General features: G+C 47.8%; 16 protein-coding genes and 1 rRNA gene. 8 read left to right on the forward strand and 9 right to left on the reverse strand.

Going from position 1 to position 19,328, the window contains the following annotated elements; all coding sequences use genetic code 11:
• The 8 genes from KNQ08_RS13225 to dnaA form a co-directional block, all read right to left on the reverse strand.
• A 16S ribosomal RNA gene (locus KNQ08_RS13225) occupies positions 1-71 on the reverse strand; the annotation flags it as partial.
• A 346-nt stretch (positions 72-417) separates the two neighbouring features.
• Positions 418-1,461, reverse strand: a complete 1,044-nt coding sequence (locus tag KNQ08_RS13230) for an HD-GYP domain-containing protein (protein ID WP_050678883.1) — start codon at positions 1,459-1,461, stop codon at positions 418-420.
• Positions 1,462-1,549: 88 nt separating this feature from the next.
• Positions 1,550-4,162 carry a DNA gyrase subunit A gene (gyrA, locus tag KNQ08_RS13235; protein WP_050678884.1) on the reverse strand — a complete coding sequence of 871 codons (2,613 nt, stop codon included), beginning with the start codon at positions 4,160-4,162 and terminating at the stop codon, positions 1,550-1,552.
• Between the two features lie 27 nt (positions 4,163-4,189).
• Positions 4,190-6,103, reverse strand: a complete 1,914-nt coding sequence (gyrB, locus tag KNQ08_RS13240) for a DNA topoisomerase (ATP-hydrolyzing) subunit B (protein WP_200864062.1) — start codon at positions 6,101-6,103, stop codon at positions 4,190-4,192.
• Between the two features lie 10 nt (positions 6,104-6,113).
• Entirely contained in the window at positions 6,114-7,268 is a 1,155-nt protein-coding gene (recF, locus tag KNQ08_RS13245; protein WP_023469866.1) for a DNA replication/repair protein RecF, read from the reverse strand.
• A gap of 1 nt (position 7,269) precedes the next feature.
• Complete coding sequence (yaaA, locus tag KNQ08_RS13250) at positions 7,270-7,491, reverse strand: S4 domain-containing protein YaaA (RefSeq protein WP_023469865.1); 222 nt, start codon at positions 7,489-7,491, stop codon at positions 7,270-7,272.
• Between the two features lie 162 nt (positions 7,492-7,653).
• Complete coding sequence (gene dnaN / locus KNQ08_RS13255; protein WP_023469864.1) at positions 7,654-8,787, reverse strand: DNA polymerase III subunit beta; 1,134 nt, start codon at positions 8,785-8,787, stop codon at positions 7,654-7,656.
• A gap of 191 nt (positions 8,788-8,978) precedes the next feature.
• Positions 8,979-10,370: a chromosomal replication initiator protein DnaA gene (dnaA, locus tag KNQ08_RS13260; RefSeq protein ID WP_023469863.1), complete on the reverse strand. Its 1,392-nt coding sequence runs from the start codon at positions 10,368-10,370 to the stop codon at positions 8,979-8,981.
• A 737-nt stretch (positions 10,371-11,107) separates the two neighbouring features.
• Between dnaA and rpmH the strand changes: the two genes are divergently transcribed.
• From rpmH to KNQ08_RS17000, 8 genes are all read left to right on the forward strand, one after another.
• Entirely contained in the window at positions 11,108-11,242 is a 135-nt protein-coding gene (gene rpmH / locus KNQ08_RS13265; protein ID WP_012371910.1) for a 50S ribosomal protein L34, read from the forward strand.
• Positions 11,243-11,408: 166 nt separating this feature from the next.
• A complete protein-coding gene (rnpA, locus tag KNQ08_RS13270) occupies positions 11,409-11,759 on the forward strand; it encodes a ribonuclease P protein component (RefSeq protein ID WP_023469862.1) in 351 nt (116 codons plus the stop codon).
• 104 nt (positions 11,760-11,863) lie between these two features.
• A complete protein-coding gene (gene yidC, locus KNQ08_RS13275) occupies positions 11,864-12,718 on the forward strand; it encodes a membrane protein insertase YidC (protein WP_214806099.1) in 855 nt (284 codons plus the stop codon).
• Positions 12,719-12,865: 147 nt separating this feature from the next.
• Positions 12,866-14,248 (forward strand): tRNA uridine-5-carboxymethylaminomethyl(34) synthesis GTPase MnmE, encoded by a 1,383-nt coding sequence (gene mnmE, locus KNQ08_RS13280; RefSeq protein WP_023469860.1) that lies wholly within the window; start codon positions 12,866-12,868, stop codon positions 14,246-14,248.
• Positions 14,249-14,291: 43 nt separating this feature from the next.
• The gene (mnmG, locus tag KNQ08_RS13285) at positions 14,292-16,181 is read left to right on the forward strand and encodes a tRNA uridine-5-carboxymethylaminomethyl(34) synthesis enzyme MnmG (RefSeq protein WP_058265604.1); all 1,890 of its coding nucleotides are present in this window, start codon (positions 14,292-14,294) and stop codon (positions 16,179-16,181) included.
• Positions 16,182-16,186: 5 nt separating this feature from the next.
• Positions 16,187-16,903 (forward strand): 16S rRNA (guanine(527)-N(7))-methyltransferase RsmG, encoded by a 717-nt coding sequence (rsmG, locus tag KNQ08_RS13290; protein WP_214806101.1) that lies wholly within the window; start codon positions 16,187-16,189, stop codon positions 16,901-16,903.
• Between the two features lie 48 nt (positions 16,904-16,951).
• Positions 16,952-17,794 carry a nucleoid occlusion protein gene (noc, locus tag KNQ08_RS13295; protein ID WP_023469857.1) on the forward strand — a complete coding sequence of 281 codons (843 nt, stop codon included), beginning with the start codon at positions 16,952-16,954 and terminating at the stop codon, positions 17,792-17,794.
• Positions 17,795-17,832: 38 nt separating this feature from the next.
• Positions 17,833-18,597, forward strand: coding sequence for a ParB/RepB/Spo0J family partition protein (locus KNQ08_RS17000; RefSeq protein WP_035395440.1), 765 nt, complete (start codon positions 17,833-17,835; stop codon positions 18,595-18,597).
• 37 nt (positions 18,598-18,634) lie between these two features.
• On the opposite strand, the gene yyaC is transcribed toward KNQ08_RS17000, so the two are convergent.
• A complete protein-coding gene (gene yyaC, locus KNQ08_RS13305; RefSeq protein WP_058704744.1) occupies positions 18,635-19,252 on the reverse strand; it encodes a spore protease YyaC in 618 nt (205 codons plus the stop codon).
• Positions 19,253-19,328 lie beyond the last annotated feature (76 nt).

A 19,328-nucleotide genomic window follows, 5' to 3' on the forward strand; every position in this document is an offset into this window, starting at 1 on the left:
CTGCGCTCGACTTGCATGTATTAGGCACGCCGCCAGCGTTCGTCCTGAGCCAGGATCAAACTCTCCATGAAGTGTTTGACTTGCTCGTTGTGTGACCGAAGTCACGATTGACGAAGCTTGCGCTTCATTCATTTTTGTATTCCGTAGAATACGATTTTTGCCTCATCGTTCAGTTTTCAAAGTTCGTCCGCGCCTGTTTTGGCGACTCAATTAGAATACCAAGTCTGAAACAAGAAGTCAACAACTTTTTTGAAATTGTTTTTCTCGTTTGTTTCAAGCGCTTGTCGTTGTTAAGGACATGTAATAATATATCATGCGTTTTATTATTGTGCAACACTTATTTTAAAATTGTTTTTAAAATCATGAACAAGCCTCTTGAACCTTGCGATTCCGGCTCAAGAGGCTGTTTATTCCCTATTAATCCATCAACTGAATAATACTATGTTGTCGTTCTTCCATTAAATCAATGATCGTCATCCGTCCTTGTTCTTCATAAGAAATGACAGGTCGATCAAAGACTGGATTCTTTCGCGTGATGGTTGCAATCTTTCCGTTACTCATCAGCACGCGATCACCGACTTCTATTGGTAGAAGTAATTGTCCGAGCAACAATACATACTTTGAGCAATATTGCATCGGTCTTGCTTTCAAATGACGATAGGCATCAAACGGCGTATAAGCTTCCCGATACGGACGCCAACTCGTCATTGCAGCAAAGACGTCCGCTACGATGAACAATCGTGTGTGATCTGCGATCTTATCTCCTTTTACCTTTAAAGGGTAACCTGTTCCATCTAAACGTTCATGATGTTGAACAATTAAACGATTTACTGTATCAGAGATGATCGTCTCCTTTTGCAAGGCTTGATACGCCATAGCCGGGTGACGTTGAAAAATTTCTTGTTGCATTGCTTCATATCGTTTCGTGTGACGCCATTCCATGATTCGCGCTAGTCCATAGTCTGCAAAATAGGATGCGGTCCACAACTCATGAATCATTTTCCGTTCTTTTCCGACTGCTTCCGCCAGCATTTGCGCAATTGCCCCTCGATAAATGGCATGTCGCACTGTATAAGCTTCCGTTCCCCGCTCTAGGAAGAATGGTAAGACATCTTGTCTCGTAATCCGTTCTGGAACGGACTGTTTGACCCAACTCAAGGCTTCGTATACATTCGGCTTCATTCCTTGTTCCCATGACATGAAGACTTTATTGTAAAAGCGAATAAATTCTTCAAAGGGATGTTCCACATGGGCTTCAACTGTTTCAGTCTGCACTTGTTCATCTTTACTGAAATCAGGTCGATCTTCAATGACGACTTCCTTAATTAAAAAACGCTGGATTCGTCGTAACTCATCGCTTCCTATTTTTTTCCCTGCTTCTACGATCGGATGATCCGTATGTAAATAGATGGATTCAGTCAAACGATCCCCGATGCGTAATTGGTCACTTGCCACTCGCATATCGCTTCGTTCCTTTCTCTTCTTTCTATATATGTAGATAAAAGCAGCAGAGTAGTATCACTCTGCTGCTTTCTTGCTGACGTCTTGCTTATTCTTCCGCTTCTTCTGAAGCATCCGACACGATCTCATTCTCTTCTGACACAAGATCCGTGTCTTCTTCCATTTCATCAGTCTCTTCGCGTTTCAGTTTGGCAACCGTCGCAACACGGTCACCCTCTTCGATTCGAATGACCTTCACCCCTTGGGTATTCCGGCCGACACGTGAAATGTATTGCGAGTCTGTCCGAATGACGATACCACTCTCTGTCATGATCATGATGTCATCATCAACATCAACGATTCGCATGGCAACGATTTGACCGACGCGATCCGTCACCTTACTCGCGATCAATCCTTTACCACCACGAGACTGGCTACGGAACTCGGTCATCGGTGTTCGTTTACCGAATCCTTTTTCCGTAATGACAAGAACATCTTGTGCATCACGTGCAAGTTCCATCCCGACGACGAAATCGTCTGGGCGTAACGTCATCGCTTTGACCCCACGAGCACCACGTCCCATCGAGCGGACATTCGTGATTGGGAAACGAATCGCTTTCCCGCTTGTTGAAACAGCAAAGACTTCATCGTCCGTCGATGCGAGACGAACCGATGTCAACTCATCGTCTTCAAACAATCGAATCGCGATCAAACCGTTTTTGTTGATCCGTGCGTACGCAGACAACGGTGAACGTTTGACGCGTCCTTTACGTGTCATGAAGATCAATGATTTTTGCTCATCTTGAACGACTTCTTCCGTTTCGAGCGTTTCTTCCGTCTCTTCAATCTCTCCTTCAATCACCTCGACAGGTGCTTCAGTTGCTTGTTGCTCCTCGAGATAACGTTTGAAGTTGACTGGAATCATCGTCTCGACCTTTTCGTCGCGTTCGATTTGGATGAGGTTGATGATTGGTACACCTTTTGATGTCCGGCTCATCTCCGGTACTTCATATCCACGAATCCGGTAGACTTTCCCACGGTTCGTAAAGAATAGAATCGTATCATGCGTCGAACAAGACAAGAGACGCGTGACGTAATCTTCGTCGTTCGTTCCGATTCCCTGAACCCCACGTCCGCCGCGGCGTTGTGTCCGGTACGAATCCGTCGTCATCCGTTTGATGTAGCCACTGCTTGTCAACGTGATGATGATATCCTGTTCCGGAATCAAATCTTCGTCTTCGAATTCGATGTGGTCCATGCGGATTTCCGTCCGACGTTCGTCGTTGAAACGTTCTTTTAACTCCTCGAGCTCTGTCCGGATTAAATCAAGCAAGACTTCCTCACTCGCAAGGATGCGGTTCAGTTCCGCGATCAATTGCATGATTTCGTCATACTCTGCTTCAATTTTCTCCCGCTCAAGACCTGTCAGGCGTTGCAAGCGCATATCAAGAATCGCTTGTGATTGTTTCTCGGATAACGCAAAACGCTCCATCAACTGTTCACGTGCTGCGTCCGCTGTCCGGTTCCCGCGGATGATTTGAATGACTTCATCCAAATGATCGAGTGCAATCCGTAGACCAGCGAGTAAGTGTTCACGTGCTTCTGCTTTTTCGAGATCGAACTGTGTCCGACGACGCACGATTTCTTTTTGATGCTCGAGGTAATGATAAAGCATTTCCTTGAGCGTCAATGTTTTCGGACGTCCTCCAACGATCGCTAGCATGTTGACACCAAACGTCGTTTGCATCGACGTCTGCTTATACAAGTTGTTTAAGATGACGCTCGCATTTGCGTCACGACGGATTTCCATGACGATGCGCATACCGCGGCGATCTGACTCATCTCGTAAATCGGTGATACCTTCGATCTTTTTCTCGCGAACGAGATCGGCAATCTTTTCAACGAGGCGGGCTTTATTGACCTGATAAGGCAGCTCCGTCACGATGATCCGTTCCCGGTCTTTTTTCGTCTGTTCGATTTCAGCTTTCGCGCGGACGATGATTGAGCCACGTCCTGTCTCATAAGCGCGACGAATACCGCTACGACCAAGAATTTCACCAGCTGTCGGGAAATCAGGTCCCGGAATGTGCTGCATCAGTTCTTGGATCGTGATTTCTGGATCGTGAGATAATGCTAAGACACCATCGATGACTTCGCCAAGCTGATGTGGTGGAATGTTCGTTGCCATCCCGACCGCGATCCCGCTCGAACCGTTGACGAGTAAGTTCGGGAAGCGTGACGGTAAGACTTCCGGTTCGCGTTCCGAACCATCGTAGTTATCTTTGAAATCGACTGTGTTTTTGTTGATATCGCGAACGATCTCCATCGCGATTTTTGACATACGAGCTTCCGTATATCGCATCGCAGCCGCCGAGTCCCCATCGACAGACCCAAAGTTTCCGTGTCCATCGACGAGTTCGTAACGGTAGCTGAAGTCTTGCGCCATGCGGACCATCGTGTCATAGACGGCAGAATCCCCGTGCGGGTGATACTTACCGATGACTTCCCCGACGATACGGGCAGACTTTTTATGTGGTTTATCGGCACGAATACCGAGGTCGTTCATCGCATAGAGAATCCGGCGGTGTCCGGGTTTTAAGCCGTCCCGTACGTCCGGAAGAGCACGTGCGACGATGACGCTCATCGCGTAGTCCATGAAGGACGTACGCATCTCTTGACTGATATTAATATCCTTGATGATTCCGTGATTTTGTTCGGACATGCTTCTGGCCACCCTCTCTGTTCAGCGTTAAATATCCAGGTTCTTGACGTAATGTGCGTGTGATTGAATGAAGTCGCGTCGTGGTTCGACTTGATCTCCCATCAAGATATCAAAGACTTCATCTGCTTCGATTGCATCTTGAAGCTCGACACGCAACATTTGACGACCACTTGGATCCATCGTAGTTTCCCAAAGTTGCTCTGGATCCATCTCCCCAAGACCTTTGTAGCGCTGAATGTCGTACCGTGCGTTTTCAGGAAGCGCTGCAAGCGCCTCTGTCAATTCACGTTCGTTATGCACGTACGTGATGTTCTTCCCTTGTTTGATCCCGTATAGCGGTGGCTGAGCGATATAGACATACCCATGCTCGACAAGCGGACGCATGTAACGGTAGAAGAACGTCAACAAGAGTGTCCGAATGTGGGCACCATCGACATCGGCATCGGTCATGATGATGACTTTGTGATAGCGTGCTTTTTCGATATTGAACTCAGAACCGATACTTGTTCCGAGTGCCGTGATGATCGTCCGAATCTCATTGCTTCCGAGAATCTTATCGAGACGTGCTTTCTCAACGTTCAAGATTTTACCGCGAATCGGTAAGATCGCTTGGAAATGACGATCGCGTCCGGATTTTGCAGAACCACCCGCCGAGTCACCCTCAACGATGTACAATTCGGAAATCGACGCATCACGTGATGAACAGTCAGCCAGTTTACCCGGTAGTGAGCTCACTTCGAGAACACCTTTACGGCGTGTCAGTTCACGGGCGCGTTTCGCTGCCATGCGGGCGCGCGACGCCATCATCCCTTTTTCGACGATTGCGCGTGCGTTCGTCGGGTTTTCGAGCATGAACTGCTCAAATGCACCAGAGAAGAGTGAATCCGTAACCGTACGCGCGTCGGAGTTCCCGAGTTTCGTTTTCGTCTGACCTTCGAACTGTGGGTTCGGGTGTTTGACGGAAACGATCGCGGTCATTCCTTCACGCACGTCCTCACCGGATAACGTACCGTCCGCATCCTTCATCAAACCGAACTTCTTCGCATAGTCATTGATGACGCGTGTCAGAGCTGTCTTAAAGCCCGTCTCATGCGTACCACCCTCATGCGTCGGAATGTTGTTCGTGAACGAGTAGATGTTTGACGCAAATCCATCGTTGTACTGAAGCGCGACTTCGACTTCGATGCCATCCTTTGTACCGTGTACATAGACAGGTTCCGCATGAACGACTTCTTTTGAACGGTTCAAGTGCTCGACGTAGGACTTGATTCCACCTTCATAGTGGAAGCTACGTGTCATCGGCTCATCTGCACGATCGTCCGTGATGATGATCTTCAGGCCTTTGTTCAAGAAAGCAAGCTCGCGAAGGCGTGTCGCTAGCAAATCATAGTCATACTCGAGCGTCTCTTGGAAAATCTCACCGTCTGGGAAGAAACGAATCGTCGTTCCTGTCTCTTCTGATGTTCCGATCACTTCAAGATCTTGCGCTGGTACACCGCGATGGTACGCTTGGTAATACAGTTTTTCGTTCCGTTTGACGAATACTTCAAGTTTCGTCGACAGGGCGTTAACGACCGAAGCCCCAACACCGTGTAGTCCACCCGATACTTTATATCCGCCGCCGCCGAACTTACCACCGGCGTGGAGGACTGTCAGGATGACCTCAACGGCAGGACGACCCATCTTCTCTTGAATGTCGACTGGAATACCGCGTCCATTATCCTCGACTAAGATCGAGTTCCCTGGTTCGATCGTCACCTTGATCGTGTCACAGTATCCTGCGAGCGCCTCATCAATCGAGTTATCGACGATCTCCCATACGAGGTGATGGAGACCCTTTGATGCCGTCGAGCCGATATACATCCCTGGACGTTTACGAACTGCTTCTAATCCTTCAAGTACTTGAATCTGATCGGCACCGTACCCTTGTTCCAATTCCATATCTTCATGATTACTCATCGGTTTTCTCACCTACTGTTTCTTTATATGATGTCTCTTCCAAATCGACCGTCCCTTGTTTCACGTGGAACAACTTCGCTTGGTTGATCGTTTCATGCGCAATCCCGTCGACGCTTGTCGTCGTCAGGATCGTCTGGACCTTTTGTTGCATCGTATCGAGCAAATGTGTTTGACGATGATCATCAAGCTCGGATAAGACATCGTCGAGCAGAAGAAGTGGATATTCCCCTACTTCCTCATGAATCAATTCGATCTCCGCAAGCTTTAACGAGAGGGCTGCTGTCCGTTGTTGTCCTTGTGAACCATACGTTTGGACGTTTCGTCCATTGACTTCCATCTCGAAATCATCGCGATGTGGTCCAAACAACGTAACTCCTCTTCGGATTTCATTTTCTTTTATTTTACCAAACTTCCGCGTGTAGGACGCAGTCATTCCTTCGACATCGAGTAATTCGTCGCCGAATGTGTCCGAACGATAGATGAGCGCGAGTTCTTCCTGTCCACGACTGATTCCGTCATGAATCGGTCGTGCCCATTTTTCGAGCTGGGCCATGAAATGATGCCGGCGCTGAACGATTTTAACGGCTAGCGTAATCATTTGCTCCGTCAAGATATCAAGGAAGGTCTCGTCTCCTCCCTTCATGGACAGTTGTTTCAGCAATGCGTTTCGCTGCTTCAACACTTTCAGGTACTGACTCAATTCATGCAGATAGACCGGACTGACTTGACCGATCTCCATATCGAGAAATCGCCGGCGGACTTGTGGACTGCCTTTGACGATATGCAAATCTTCCGGGGCGAATAAAACGATGTTCAGTGCCCCGACATAATCACTCAAGCGTCGTTGCTCTAGATGATTCAGCTTTGCTTTTTTCCCGCGACCCGAGATGACGATCTCTTGGACATGGGAGCCGGTCCGCTTGACGACACGTCCTTCGACGCGCGCTGTTTCTTGGTCCCAACCGATCAGTTCCTTGTCATGCGTCGTCCGGTGCGACTTCGCGAGAGCAAGAACATAGATCGCTTCCAGTAAGTTCGTCTTCCCTTGTGCATTTTCACCAATCAGGACATTCGTTTTTTCGGAGAATGACAGTTCGAGTGCGTCATAGTTGCGATAATGACTGAGTCGGACTGAATCCAGCCGCACGTTAGTTGCCCTCGTTCTTGATGATGAACTGACCGTAGTCTTCTACATCAATGATGTCTCCATCCCGTAATTTACGACCACGTCGCTGATCGACCTCGCCGTTGACTAGAATCGGTACCTCTGCTAAAAACGGTTTGGCTTGTCCTCCGCTTGAGATGATATCCGATAGCTTCAGGAACTGCCCTAATGTGACGTATTCCGTTGTAATTCTGATTTCTTGCATGGATTGACTCCTCCTACCTACATATTATAAATGACGTACTCTTTATTGTACTAAACATTGAGCGATTTAGCAAAATCCCCGAACGTATATACGGTATACGAAAAAGACGGGTCCGATGTCGAAACGATCGAACCCGTCTTATCACGTATTTCGTGTTTATACTTACGCCGTCCGGACTGGAAGAATCAGTTGCAGGACGTTATCTTGATCGACTGGGTGCAAGATAAATGGACGAATCGAACCCGTGAACTGGATTTCGATATCTGTCGCGTCAAGTGCCTTCAAGGCGTCCATCATGTACTTCGAGTTGAACGAGATTTTCAGCTCTTCTCCTTCAAGCGAAAGAATGCTGACTTGCTCCGAGACTTTCCCGACTTCTGGTGAATGTGAAGAGATCTCGACCGCTGTCGTTCCTTCAGCTGCGAACTTGATGACGTTGTTACGGTCCTCACGTGCAAGCAGTGACGCGCGATCGATCGCTTGGAGCAATTCTTTCGCGTTCATGCGGACAGCTGTCCGGTACTCTTCCGGAATCAAACGTGATGTATCCGGATAGTTTCCGTCGAGTAGACGCGAGAAGAAGAGGACGTGCTTCATCTTGAATAAGATTTGTTGGTTTGTGATCGTGATATCCACATGACCATCCCCAAGCAACTTCGATAATTCATTTAAGCTCTTCCCTGGAACGATGACGTTCTGGAACGAGATATCTGTATCTGTCTCAAATTGAGCACGACGAAGGGCTAGACGGTGACTATCTGTTGAGACACACGTCAAGATGCCTTTATCGGCTGAGAAGTTCACACCTGTCAGAACAGGACGTGTTTCTTGAACAGCGACAGCAAAGCTTGTTTGGCGAATCATCGAACGTAAGAGATCAGCCGGTAAACGGAAACGTTGTCCCCCATCGACTTGCGGAAGGCGTGGGAACTCATCTGGATCAAGACCGTTCAAATGGAATTCCGCTGTTCCTGACTGGATCCGTGTCATGAAGTTCGGTGAGACTTCAAGTGTGACTTCGTCTTTTGGCATCTTTTTGACGATATCGCCGAAGAAGCGGGCATTCAAGACGACACTACCTGCACGGTGAACCGTGACATAAGATGTTCCATTCTCTTCTGCATAGATCGTCCGTTCAATCGAGATTTCTGTATCGCTTCCTGTCAGCGTCATACCATCTCCATGAGCTTCGAGTTTGATTCCTGTCAGAATCGGAATCGTCGTGCGGGATGAGACCGCTTTGGCTACATCTTGTACTGCTTGAATTAAAGCTTCGCGTTGAATGGTGATATGCATATCGTCGTTAGACTCCTCTCGAAAATAATGGGCATGCGCCCATCATAACATAATAATATATTTTTTTAATAATAGTCTTAGGGGCTGTGGATAGTGTGGATAAGTCGGTGGATAACTTGATATAAAGCCAAAAACGGTGTGGATAAGTTGTGGATAACTGCCCTACTTTATCCACATGTTTATCCACAGTTTTACGAATGCTTCAATTCATGTTTGATTTGTTCGATGACTTTTCCCGTTTCCCCGTCCGATTTGATCAACATACTGATCTTTTCATGGGCATGGATGACGGTCGTATGGTCGCGTCCCCCGAATTCTTCTCCGATTTTCGGTAACGAGCTCTCCGTCATCTCACGTGAGAGATACATCGCGATTTGACGTGGGAAGGCAATCGATTTCGTCCGTTTCTTCGCCTTCAGATCATCAAATGGCAAATTGAAGTGCTTACTGACCGACTCCTGGATGTCACGAATCGTGACTTTACGCGGTTCAGCGACCGGCATGATGTTATGCAAGGCTTCTGCAGCGACATTTGGATCGATTGGTCGCCCGACGAGATTCGCATAGGCGATAACGCGGGTTAACGCTCCTTCGAGCTCCCGAATATTCGTATCAATTTGACTTGCGATGTAGAGCATGACTTCGTTTGAGACATCAAGTTGCTCCGCATTCGCCTTTTTCCGTAAAATCGCAATCCGTGTTTCGAGATCCGGTGGCGTGATGTCGGTGATTAATCCCCATTCGAAACGTGAACGAAGCCGATCTTCAAGCGTTGGAATCTCTTTTGGTGGTCGATCGCTCGAGATGATGATTTGTTTTTGGTCGTTATGCAGGGCATTGAATGTGTGGAAAAACTCTTCTTGCGTCTGTTCTTTGCCAGCAAGGAACTGGATGTCATCAATTAAGAGGACATCGATGTTACGGTATTTATTTCGAAACTCAACCGTCTTATTATCACGGATGGAGTTAATGAAGTCATTCGTAAAGCGTTCAGAAGAGACATAGGCAATCCGTGTCCCAAGATTTTGATCTTGAACGTACTGTCCGATGGCATGCATCAGATGGGTTTTGCCAAGACCAACGCCACCATAGATGAAAAGCGGATTGTATGCTTTAGCAGGCGCTTCCGCAACAGCAAGTGAAGCGGCATGCGCAAAACGGTTCCCCGATCCGATGACGAATGTATCGAACGTATACTTCTCATTTAATTGTCCGAGTTCACTCATCGTCAATTCCTCTGTTGGTCTCCGCATGTTCGATGGACGCGATTTCGGAGTCGGTGTTGCCTCAACACGTTCCTCTTCTTGTCGATCGAGCATTTTCTTCGCTTGTCCCTCTTCAATGAACTGAATATCGAGTCGGCTTCCTGTTACTTCCTCAACTGTGTCTTCGAGTAAAGATAAGTACTGGCGCTCGAGCCATGTCACCGTAAATGCAGCTGGTGCTGAAACGAGTAGTGTCGTTCCATTTAGCGTGACGCCTTCTGTGGATTTCAACCACATATCATAACTAGCTTTCGGTGTTCGTTCCTCTTCCTCGATCACAGATAAGACATTATGCCAAAGTTCGGCAGCGTTTTTCATAAATACCCCCCTTTTTTTATCAAGATAGAAAATTTTTGTACACAGGCTTATACACAGACAAAGTTAATGAAGAAACTCGACTTATCCCCATAACGTAAAAACTGTGGATAACGTTATCCACAGGCAGTTGAATCTGTGTATAAAGTTATCCACAGGGTGTGTATAACTTGTTTTGTCCTGAACAATCAGGATCATGTTATGCACAATTAGTGTATCAAAAGAAATGAGCCCTGGCAATGGTTGGAATGATTTATCCACAAGTAAATTAAACCGTCCACAGGTAGTTACCCACAAGCTGTGGATAGTGTGGATAAATTGTGGATAAGAGGTGGATAACTTTTTAAATGAGGAAGCGTTGAAAAAGAGTTATTCACAAAATACAAAAGAAGTGGAAAAAGGAAATCCAAAATCGAGGATTGACGTCGATTTTAAAAAATACTAGTGTAGACAAAGTGAAGAGTTATCCACGGAAAGTGTGGATAATGTGGATAAGTCTGTGGATAGGTGGATAAGTCTACACACATCCCCTCCATGATCGATATGTATTCTATCGCGTAATAGAGTTTGCGCAGTCGAATCCTATCGCCTGTTTTCGAACCAGAAATCCCTTAAGCAGGACAAGAAATCTTCTGAACTTTCATTGACAATGCCACAATCAGTTTATATAATGTACAAGACTGCCTTAAAGTAGAAAATAACAATTGGTTATAAAGATCTTTTAAAGGAGGTGCAGACGAATGAAACCAACTTTCAACCCAAACAACCGTAAGCGTAAAAAAGTTCACGGATTCCGTGCGCGTATGGCTACGAAGAGTGGCCGCCGTATCTTGGCTGCTCGCCGTCTTAAGGGCCGCAAAGCCTTGACTGTCTAATGCATTGATGCATCCATCACTTCGGGCATGATCCGAGGTGATTTTTTTTTATGTTTTTTCGTGTGTTCGTGCTTTTGTCACATGCGCCCTATCGCGTCGCGTGTTTATTCTATGATATGATGAGAGACGACGAATTTTCGTAGTGTCAGGATGGAGTGTGAATAAGGTGAAGAAGGAATACCGCGTCAAGAAAGACAAGGAGTTCCAAGCGGTGTTTACTAAAGGAGCCTCTGTCGCAAATCGGCAATTTGTCGTGTATGCCTTGAAAAAGGAGCAACAGACTCACTTTCGGGTTGGTTTATCCGTCAGTAAGAAAATCGGGAATGCCGTCGTCCGGAATCAGGTAAAACGGTATCTTCGGGAAGCATGCCAGCAGCATGAAGCCTCGATTGCCCCGAATTATGATTTGGTGATCATCGCGCGCAATCCGGCCGCGAAGATGACCGCGCAAGAAGTGGCTGACAGTCTCCGTCACGTGCTCAAACGTTCCGGTGTCTGGATGCGATCAAAAAAATGAATCGTAGCAATGCATCCTGTTGATTTGTACGGCGCTCCCTTTCCTTGCCTTACTATAGAAGAAGATGGCGTTCGACAAAGCGTAAACAATTTCTAGGAGGAATTATGAACAAGAGAACTAAGATTTGGTTAACTCTCGGACTCATGTCCGTGCTCGCGATCGTATTATCCGGCTGTACACCTAGTTCGTATGGTACTGGTGAACCGATCACAGCAGACACAGAAGGTTTTTGGAAACATTACTTCGTTTGGCCGATGGCGTGGTTGATTCGTGAGATTTCACAGTTCTTTAGCGGGGATTACGGTATTGGAATCATCATTACGACACTTCTCGTTCGTCTTGTCATCCTTCCATTGATGATTAAACAAACGAAGAGTATGGGTGGAATGCAAGTCATTCAACCAGAAATGATGAAGCTTCGTGAGAAATACAGCTCAAAAGACCAAGAGACACAACAGAAATTGCAACAGGAAATGATGAAGCTCTATCAAGAGCACAACGTCAATCCACTTGCAGGCTGTTTACCGATCTTGATCCAAATGCCGATTTTGATCGCGTTCTACAATGCCATCATTTATACACCGGCTATTTTCCAACACACATTCCTCTGGTTCGACCTCGGGAAACCGGATCCATTCTTCATCTTGCCGATCTTGTCTGCAGTACTGACGTATTTGCAACAAAAGATCTCGATGGCAGGTCAAGAAGACAATCCACAAATGAAAATCATGCTTTATGTCTTCCCGATCATGATCTTCATCATGGGGGTTACACTCCCATCTGCCCTTTCGCTTTACTGGGTCGTCGGTTACATCTTCTCGATCATCGTCACGATCGTCATCATGAAGCCGATGCGTGAAAAGATTAAGTTGCAGACGGAAGCGACAATGGCTGCTAAACGTGAAAAAGAAGCAGCACAAGCAGCTCCGGCTCCTAAAAAATCGAAAAAGAAACGCTAATACGTGAAGAGCGACGCTTTGTTTTGACAGAGTGTCGCTCTTTTTCTTTTGCGTCATTTCGTGTATAGTTGTTTCGTTATACCCATTGCAACGATTAAGGATTAAATACTCATAAAAAGACAGAAGAAAAACGAGGTGGAAGAACGGATGATGGAATTTGATACGATTGCCGCGATTTCGACGCCGATGGGAGAAGGGGCGATTGCGATCGTGCGCTTATCAGGTCCTGATGCAGTCGCTGTAGCCGACCGTGTTTACAAAGGGAGCAACCGCTTGACGGAAGTACCAACCCATACGATTCATTACGGGAAATTGGTCGACCATGAGGCGGACCGTGTCGTCGATGAAGTAATGGTGAGTGTCATGCGCGCACCAAAGACGTTTACACGTGAAGATGTCATCGAATTGAATTGTCATGGAGGAGTCGTCGCGGTCAATCGTGTCCTCGAACTCATCCTCGCCCAACCGGAAGTCCGGCTGGCGGAACCTGGTGAATTTACGAAACGTGCGTTCTTGAACGGACGAATCGATTTATCACAAGCGGAAGCCGTCATGGATCTGATCCGGGCGAAGACGGACCGAGCGATGCATGTCGCCGTCAGTCAGATTGAAGGACGTCTCTCAAAACTCGTCCAAGACTTACGTCAACAATTGTTACAGACGATTGCTGCAATCGAAGTTAACATCGATTACCCAGAGTACGATGCAGAAGAGATGACGCAACAGATCGTCGAACGTGATGCTGGTGCTGTCCGCGCGATTTTGGCAGAGTTATTAACAACGGCACGCCAAGGAAAAATCTTGCGCGAAGGGTTATCCACAGCGATCATCGGTCGACCAAACGTCGGAAAGTCGTCTTTGCTCAACACATTGGTGCAAGAAGCAAAGGCCATCGTCACGGATATCGCGGGAACGACGCGCGATACGATCGAGGAGTACGTCAATGTTCGCGGTGTACCGTTGAAGTTGATTGATACGGCAGGGATTCGCGAGACGGAAGATATCGTCGAACGGATGGGTGTTGAAAAGTCGCGTCAGGCTTTGAAGACGGCCGATTTAATCTTACTCGTCCTGAACGGGAATGATGTTCTAACGGATGAGGACGTCTTGCTGTTTGAAGCGATCAAAGGGATGAACGCGATCATCATCGTCAACAAGAGTGACTTGGCGCAACAGATTGACTTAGCGCGTGTCACGGAGCTTGCTGATGGTCGACCAATCGTCACGACATCCTTGCTCGAAGAAGCAGGTGTCAACGATCTTGAAGCAGCGATTGCGAGTCTGTTCTTTGAACAGGGTGTCGAGAGTCAAGATATGACGTACGTCTCAAATGCACGTCACATCCAGCTCATCAAACGAGCGAGTCAAATGATTGAAGATGCCCTCGGTGCAGCAGAAGCAGCGATGCCGATCGACATGGTACAGATCGATTTACGACGGGCATGGGACACGCTCGGCGAAATCAATGGTGATACAGCACAGGATAGTTTATTGGATCAGTTGTTTTCGCAGTTCTGTCTCGGGAAATAATTCGAGACGACTGCGTGTGGAATAAGAAGGAGGAACCAGTACTATGGCTTATCAAGCAGGTGAATTCGACGTCATCGTCGTCGGAGCCGGACATGCCGGCATCGAAGCCTCTCTTGCTGCGGCACGAATGGGCTCGAAAACGGTCATGTTGACAATGAATCCCGATATGGTTGGATTCATGTATTGCAACCCGTCGATCGGTGGTCCTGCAAAAGGGATCGTCGTCCGGGAAATCGATGCGCTCGGTGGCGAAATGGCACGCGCGATCGATGCAACGTACATTCAAATGAAAATGTTAAACACGTCAAAAGGTCCTGCCGTGCGAGCATTACGGGCACAGGCAGATAAATTCGAATACCAAAACCGGATGAAAAAAGCGCTCGAGGATGAGCCGAATTTGCTCTTACGTCAAGCACTCGTCGAACGGTTATTGATTGACGACGAAGGACGCTGCGTCGGTGTCGTCACGAATACAGGGGCGGAGTACCGGGCAAAAGCGGTCGTCATCACGACAGGAACGTTCATGCGTGGAAAAATCATCATCGGTGAATTGTCGTACGAGAGTGGTCCGAACAATCAGATGCCATCAATCAATCTATCGAAACATCTTGAAGAACTCGGATTTGAGCTCGCACGTTTCAAAACAGGAACACCACCGCGAATCGACGGGAAAACGATCGATTACTCGAAGACGGAGATTCAACCAGGTGACGAAGTAGCACTTCCATTTAGTCATGAAACGACTCAGATGATCACGGAACAGATCCCATGCTGGTTGACGTATACGACGGAGTATACGCATCAGTTGATCGATGCGAACCTGCACCGCTCACCAATGTTCTCTGGGATGATCAAAGGAACAGGTCCACGTTATTGCCCATCGATCGAAGATAAGGTCGTCCGGTTCAACGATAAACCGCGTCACCAAATCTTCCTTGAGCCAGAAGGTCGCGATACGGAAGAAGTCTACGTGCAAGGATTATCGACAAGTTTACCGGAAGACGTTCAACACGATATTCTCCGCTCGATTCCTGGGCTTGAGAATTCAGAAATGATGCGTCCTGGTTATGCGATTGAGTACGATGCCGTTGTTCCGACACAACTATGGCCAACACTCGAGACAAAACGTGTTCCTGGTTTATTCACAGCGGGTCAAATCAACGGAACAAGTGGTTATGAGGAAGCGGCAGGACAAGGGATCATGGCAGGGATCAATGCCGGACTACAAGTCCAAGGCAAAGAACCACTTATCTTGTCACGTTCACAAGGCTATATCGGTGTCATGATCGATGATCTCGTTACGAAAGGTACGAACGAACCGTACCGCCTCTTGACGTCACGTGCCGAGTATCGGTTGTTGCTCCGTCATGATAATGCGGATCTTCGTCTATCGGAAATCGGACATGAACTCGGATTGATCTCGGAAGAACGCCAAGCGAAGTTACTCGATAAACAAGAGCAAATCCGTCTTGAGATGAAACGTCTTGAGAAGGTCGTCATCAAAGCGACACCGGACGTGAATGCACAACTAGAAGCAATTGGTGCATCACCACTTAAGGAAGCTCTGCATGCGATCACGTTGCTGAAACGCCCGGAAATCACGTATGCGATGATCGCGCAGATGACACCACCGGAAACACCACTGTCTGCAGAAGCAGCAGAACAAGTCGAAATCCAAGTCAAATATGCCGGCTACATCGATAAACAACTCGATCAAGTCGAAAAAATGATGCGGATGGAGCAAAAACGGATTCCGGATCGTCTCGATTACGATGCGATCAGTGGATTAGCGATTGAAGCGAAACAAAAACTAAACCAAGTGCGTCCGCTCTCGATCGGACAAGCATCCCGGATCTCAGGGGTTAACCCGTCTGATATCTCGATTTTGCTTGTCTACATCGAACAAGGCCAATACGCATTGACTGCGGAGTGAACGAGATGAACCAACAGCAATTCGTAACAGCATTGGCAGCACAGGGACTTGAGATCTCAGAACATCAGTTGCATCAATTCAAACGGTATTATGAACTGCTCGTCGAGTGGAATGAAAAGATGAACCTGACGGCGATCACGGACGAAGAAGATGTCTATCTCAAGCACTTCTATGATTCGATCACAGCAGCATTCTATTTCGATTTCACGACGGTCACGACGGTTTGTGATGTCGGAGCGGGCGCTGGTTTCCCAAGTCTGCCGATCAAGATCATGTTCCCACATCTCCAAGTGACGATCGTCGATTCACTGAACAAACGAATCGGCTTCCTGAATCATTTGGCGACGGAACTCGGACTCGAAGGTGTCGCGTTCCATCATGGACGCGCCGAAGAGTTCGGTAAAAATAAACAATTCCGCGAACGGTTTGATGTCGTGACAGCACGTGCGGTCGCCCGGATGTCCGTTCTCGCGGAATATTGCCTACCGCTTGCGAAAGTCGGGGGTCAATTCGTTGCCTTGAAGGCAGCGAAAGTCAGTGAAGAGCTCGAGGATGGTGCGATTGCCTTAAAAGTACTCGGTGGGAATTTACGGGAAAGTTTCCAGTTCCAATTGCCAGGCGAGGAAAGTGAGCGTAATATCGTTATTGTAGATAAAAAACGAACAACACCCGGGAAATATCCGCGTAAAGCGGGGACGCCTGCAAAAGATCCATTAAGCTAAACACCGTTTCACGTGAAACGATGACTGATAAAGGTGAGGTGCGCCAACGTGAGAAATGCAATTGCCAAGCTGCTCGGTAAGGGAGGGCAACCTGCTACGATCGAGCTTGACCCACAAGAGACGGTTCAGGAATTACCATTGACAGAACTTGTCGCAAACCAGTTCCAACCACGGACAGTGTTTGATGGGGACCGAATTGAAGAGCTAGCCGTTACGATCGAAGAGCATGGATTACTCCAGCCGATCGTCGTTCGAAAACAAGGAACAGGATACGAAATCATTGCGGGAGAACGACGATACCGGGCAGTGCGCTCGCTTGGCTGGGAAACGATTCCTGCCATCGTCAAAGAGATGACGGACGAGACGACTGCTTCACTGGCATTGATTGAAAATCTGCAACGCGAAGATTTGACACCAATCGAAGAAGCAGAAGCCTATGAGCGCTTGCTTGCGTTACAAGACATCACGCAAGAAGTGTTAGCTCGTAAGCTCGGACGTAGTCAATCGACGATTGCCAACAAATTGCGTTTGCTTCGATTGCCAACGGATGTCCGGGAAGCATTGAAGCAACGGACGATCACGGAGCGTCATGCCCGTGCGTTATTACCGCTCAAGGATGAAGCGCTACAAGTAACGGTACTCGCTGAAATTCTGGAACGGGAATGGAACGTCAAGGAGACGGAGCGCCGGGTGGAACGATTGATGACACCACAGCCACCGAAGAAAAAACGTCATAAGAGCTTTGCTCGCGATACACGGATTGCGTTAAATACCCTTCGCGATTCCGTCGATATGATCGAGCAAACCGGATTGACGATTGAAAAAGAAGAAGTCGATTGTGAAGAATATGTAGAGGTGCGGATTCGCATCGTGAAGGCACGTCCGGAATAAGCGGTCGTGCCTTCCGCTACGTTTAGGAGAGAAGGCAAGTGAACGAATTACCTGTTCGGGCGATTCGCCCGAATCCGACTCAACCCCGGAAACGATTCAATGAAAAAGCATTAGAAGAGTTAGCCCAATCACTCGTTCGGCACGGGATGATCCAACCGATCGTCGTCCGACCACGTGATGGCTATTATGAAATCATCGCCGGCGAACGACGGTATCAAGCAGCGAGTCGCGCAGGATTCGAACGTGTACCGGTCCTCGTGATCGAAGCAGACGAGACACGCGTGATGGAGCTCGCTTTGATCGAAAACATCCAACGGGCGGATTTATCCGCGATTGAAGAGGCGATGGCGTATGCGGAGATGATCGAGGAATTCGGTATCACGCAAGCAGAGCTTGCGCAGCGTGTCGGCAAAAGTCGTTCGCACATCACGAACAGTCTTCGGTTACTACAATTGCCGTTACTCGTTCAACAAGCGGTCATGGATGAGCGGCTATCGATGGGACATGCCCGTGCCCTATTGTCGCTGAAGCATCCAAAGAAGATCGAGCAGATGGCAGAACGCGTCATGGCGGAAAACTGGAACGTCCGTCGATTAGAGCAGGCGCTTCGGGAACGGAAAGAATCCACGCGTCCGCAACAAGCGACCGCTGTGCAATTCGTCGAAGAGTCGCTTCGCGAAAAATACGGAGCAACGGTTCGGATCAAACAAGGGAAACAAGCAGGGAAACTCGAGATTGATTTTGCAGATGAAGACGACCTCAATCGGTTGCTCGATTTGTTATTACCTGAATCGGATCAATGAAAAAGAAGCGTTCCGGTAACGGTTCGCTTCTTTTTCATTACATCGAACGGGGCGTGAAGGAAATCGTCGTCCGTGTCGATTCAGCGGATAGTTTCGCATCGAGCATGTGGAAACTGTTCGCGACGAGTTCTGCTAGTTCATAAACGAGATGTAACCGTGTATTTTGGAGAATCATCATCTCCATGAATCCACTGACGTTAACGACGGCCTTAATGTTGAAGTCACCGACCGAAGGCAATTCTTTTTGAACGCCAGCACCGGGTGCGAGTGGACCTTCCGAGAAAAAGACGTGCCCAACGCTTGAAAGCCGACCAAGACACGCATCAATTGCGATGACGAGCGGACGGTAATGGGTCGTTTGGATCGAGTGAATCGTTTCAGCGAGATTCAGTGCATGGACGGGTTTAGCGAGTGTACCGTAAACGTGGAGATGAGCAGGTGCTTGTTTTTCAAGGAATGTTCCGACAAGTGGACCGAGTGAGTCGCCCGTCGAACGATCAGAACCAATGCAGACGAGTACGATTGGTCGTTTTTCTTGGACTGCGGAGATTTGTTCGAATAGTTGTTCAGCTAAGCGTTCTTTCGCGAACGGTTCCGTATATTCTAAAAAGAAAGAATAAGGCTTGGGCTCGTGCGAATGAAAGCGGAAATTCATCGAAATCATCCTTTCTTCTCTTGGTGTCGGTGTCGTGGTGGATTGGCAAGAGTGAAGGGTTCTTAGATGATTTTCC

It is taken from the genome of Exiguobacterium sp. s46, assembly GCF_018618875.1.
GTDB lineage: Bacteria > Bacillota > Bacilli > Exiguobacteriales > Exiguobacteriaceae > Exiguobacterium_A > Exiguobacterium_A abrahamii.

Excerpts from the sequence above, each read along its gene's own strand:
- KNQ08_RS13230 (WP_050678883.1), bottom strand. The coding sequence starts at position 1,461 with ATGCGAGTGGCAAGTGACCAATTACGCATCGGGGATCGTTTGACTGAA.
- gyrA (WP_050678884.1), bottom strand. The coding sequence starts at position 4,162 with ATGTCCGAACAAAATCACGGAATCATCAAGGATATTAATATCAGTCAA.
- gyrB (WP_200864062.1), bottom strand. The coding sequence starts at position 6,103 with ATGGAATTGGAACAAGGGTACGGTGCCGATCAGATTCAAGTACTTGAA.
- yaaA (WP_023469865.1), bottom strand. The coding sequence starts at position 7,491 with ATGCAAGAAATCAGAATTACAACGGAATACGTCACATTAGGGCAGTTC.
- dnaN (WP_023469864.1), bottom strand. The coding sequence starts at position 8,787 with ATGCATATCACCATTCAACGCGAAGCTTTAATTCAAGCAGTACAAGAT.
- dnaA (WP_023469863.1), bottom strand. The coding sequence starts at position 10,370 with ATGAAAAACGCTGCCGAACTTTGGCATAATGTCTTATCTGTGATCGAG.
- rpmH (WP_012371910.1), top strand. The coding sequence starts at position 11,108 with ATGAAACCAACTTTCAACCCAAACAACCGTAAGCGTAAAAAAGTTCAC.
- yidC (WP_214806099.1), top strand. The coding sequence starts at position 11,864 with ATGAACAAGAGAACTAAGATTTGGTTAACTCTCGGACTCATGTCCGTG.
- mnmE (WP_023469860.1), top strand. The coding sequence starts at position 12,866 with ATGATGGAATTTGATACGATTGCCGCGATTTCGACGCCGATGGGAGAA.
- mnmG (WP_058265604.1), top strand. The coding sequence starts at position 14,292 with ATGGCTTATCAAGCAGGTGAATTCGACGTCATCGTCGTCGGAGCCGGA.
- rsmG (WP_214806101.1), top strand. The coding sequence starts at position 16,187 with ATGAACCAACAGCAATTCGTAACAGCATTGGCAGCACAGGGACTTGAG.
- yyaC (WP_058704744.1), bottom strand. The coding sequence starts at position 19,252 with ATGAATTTCCGCTTTCATTCGCACGAGCCCAAGCCTTATTCTTTCTTT.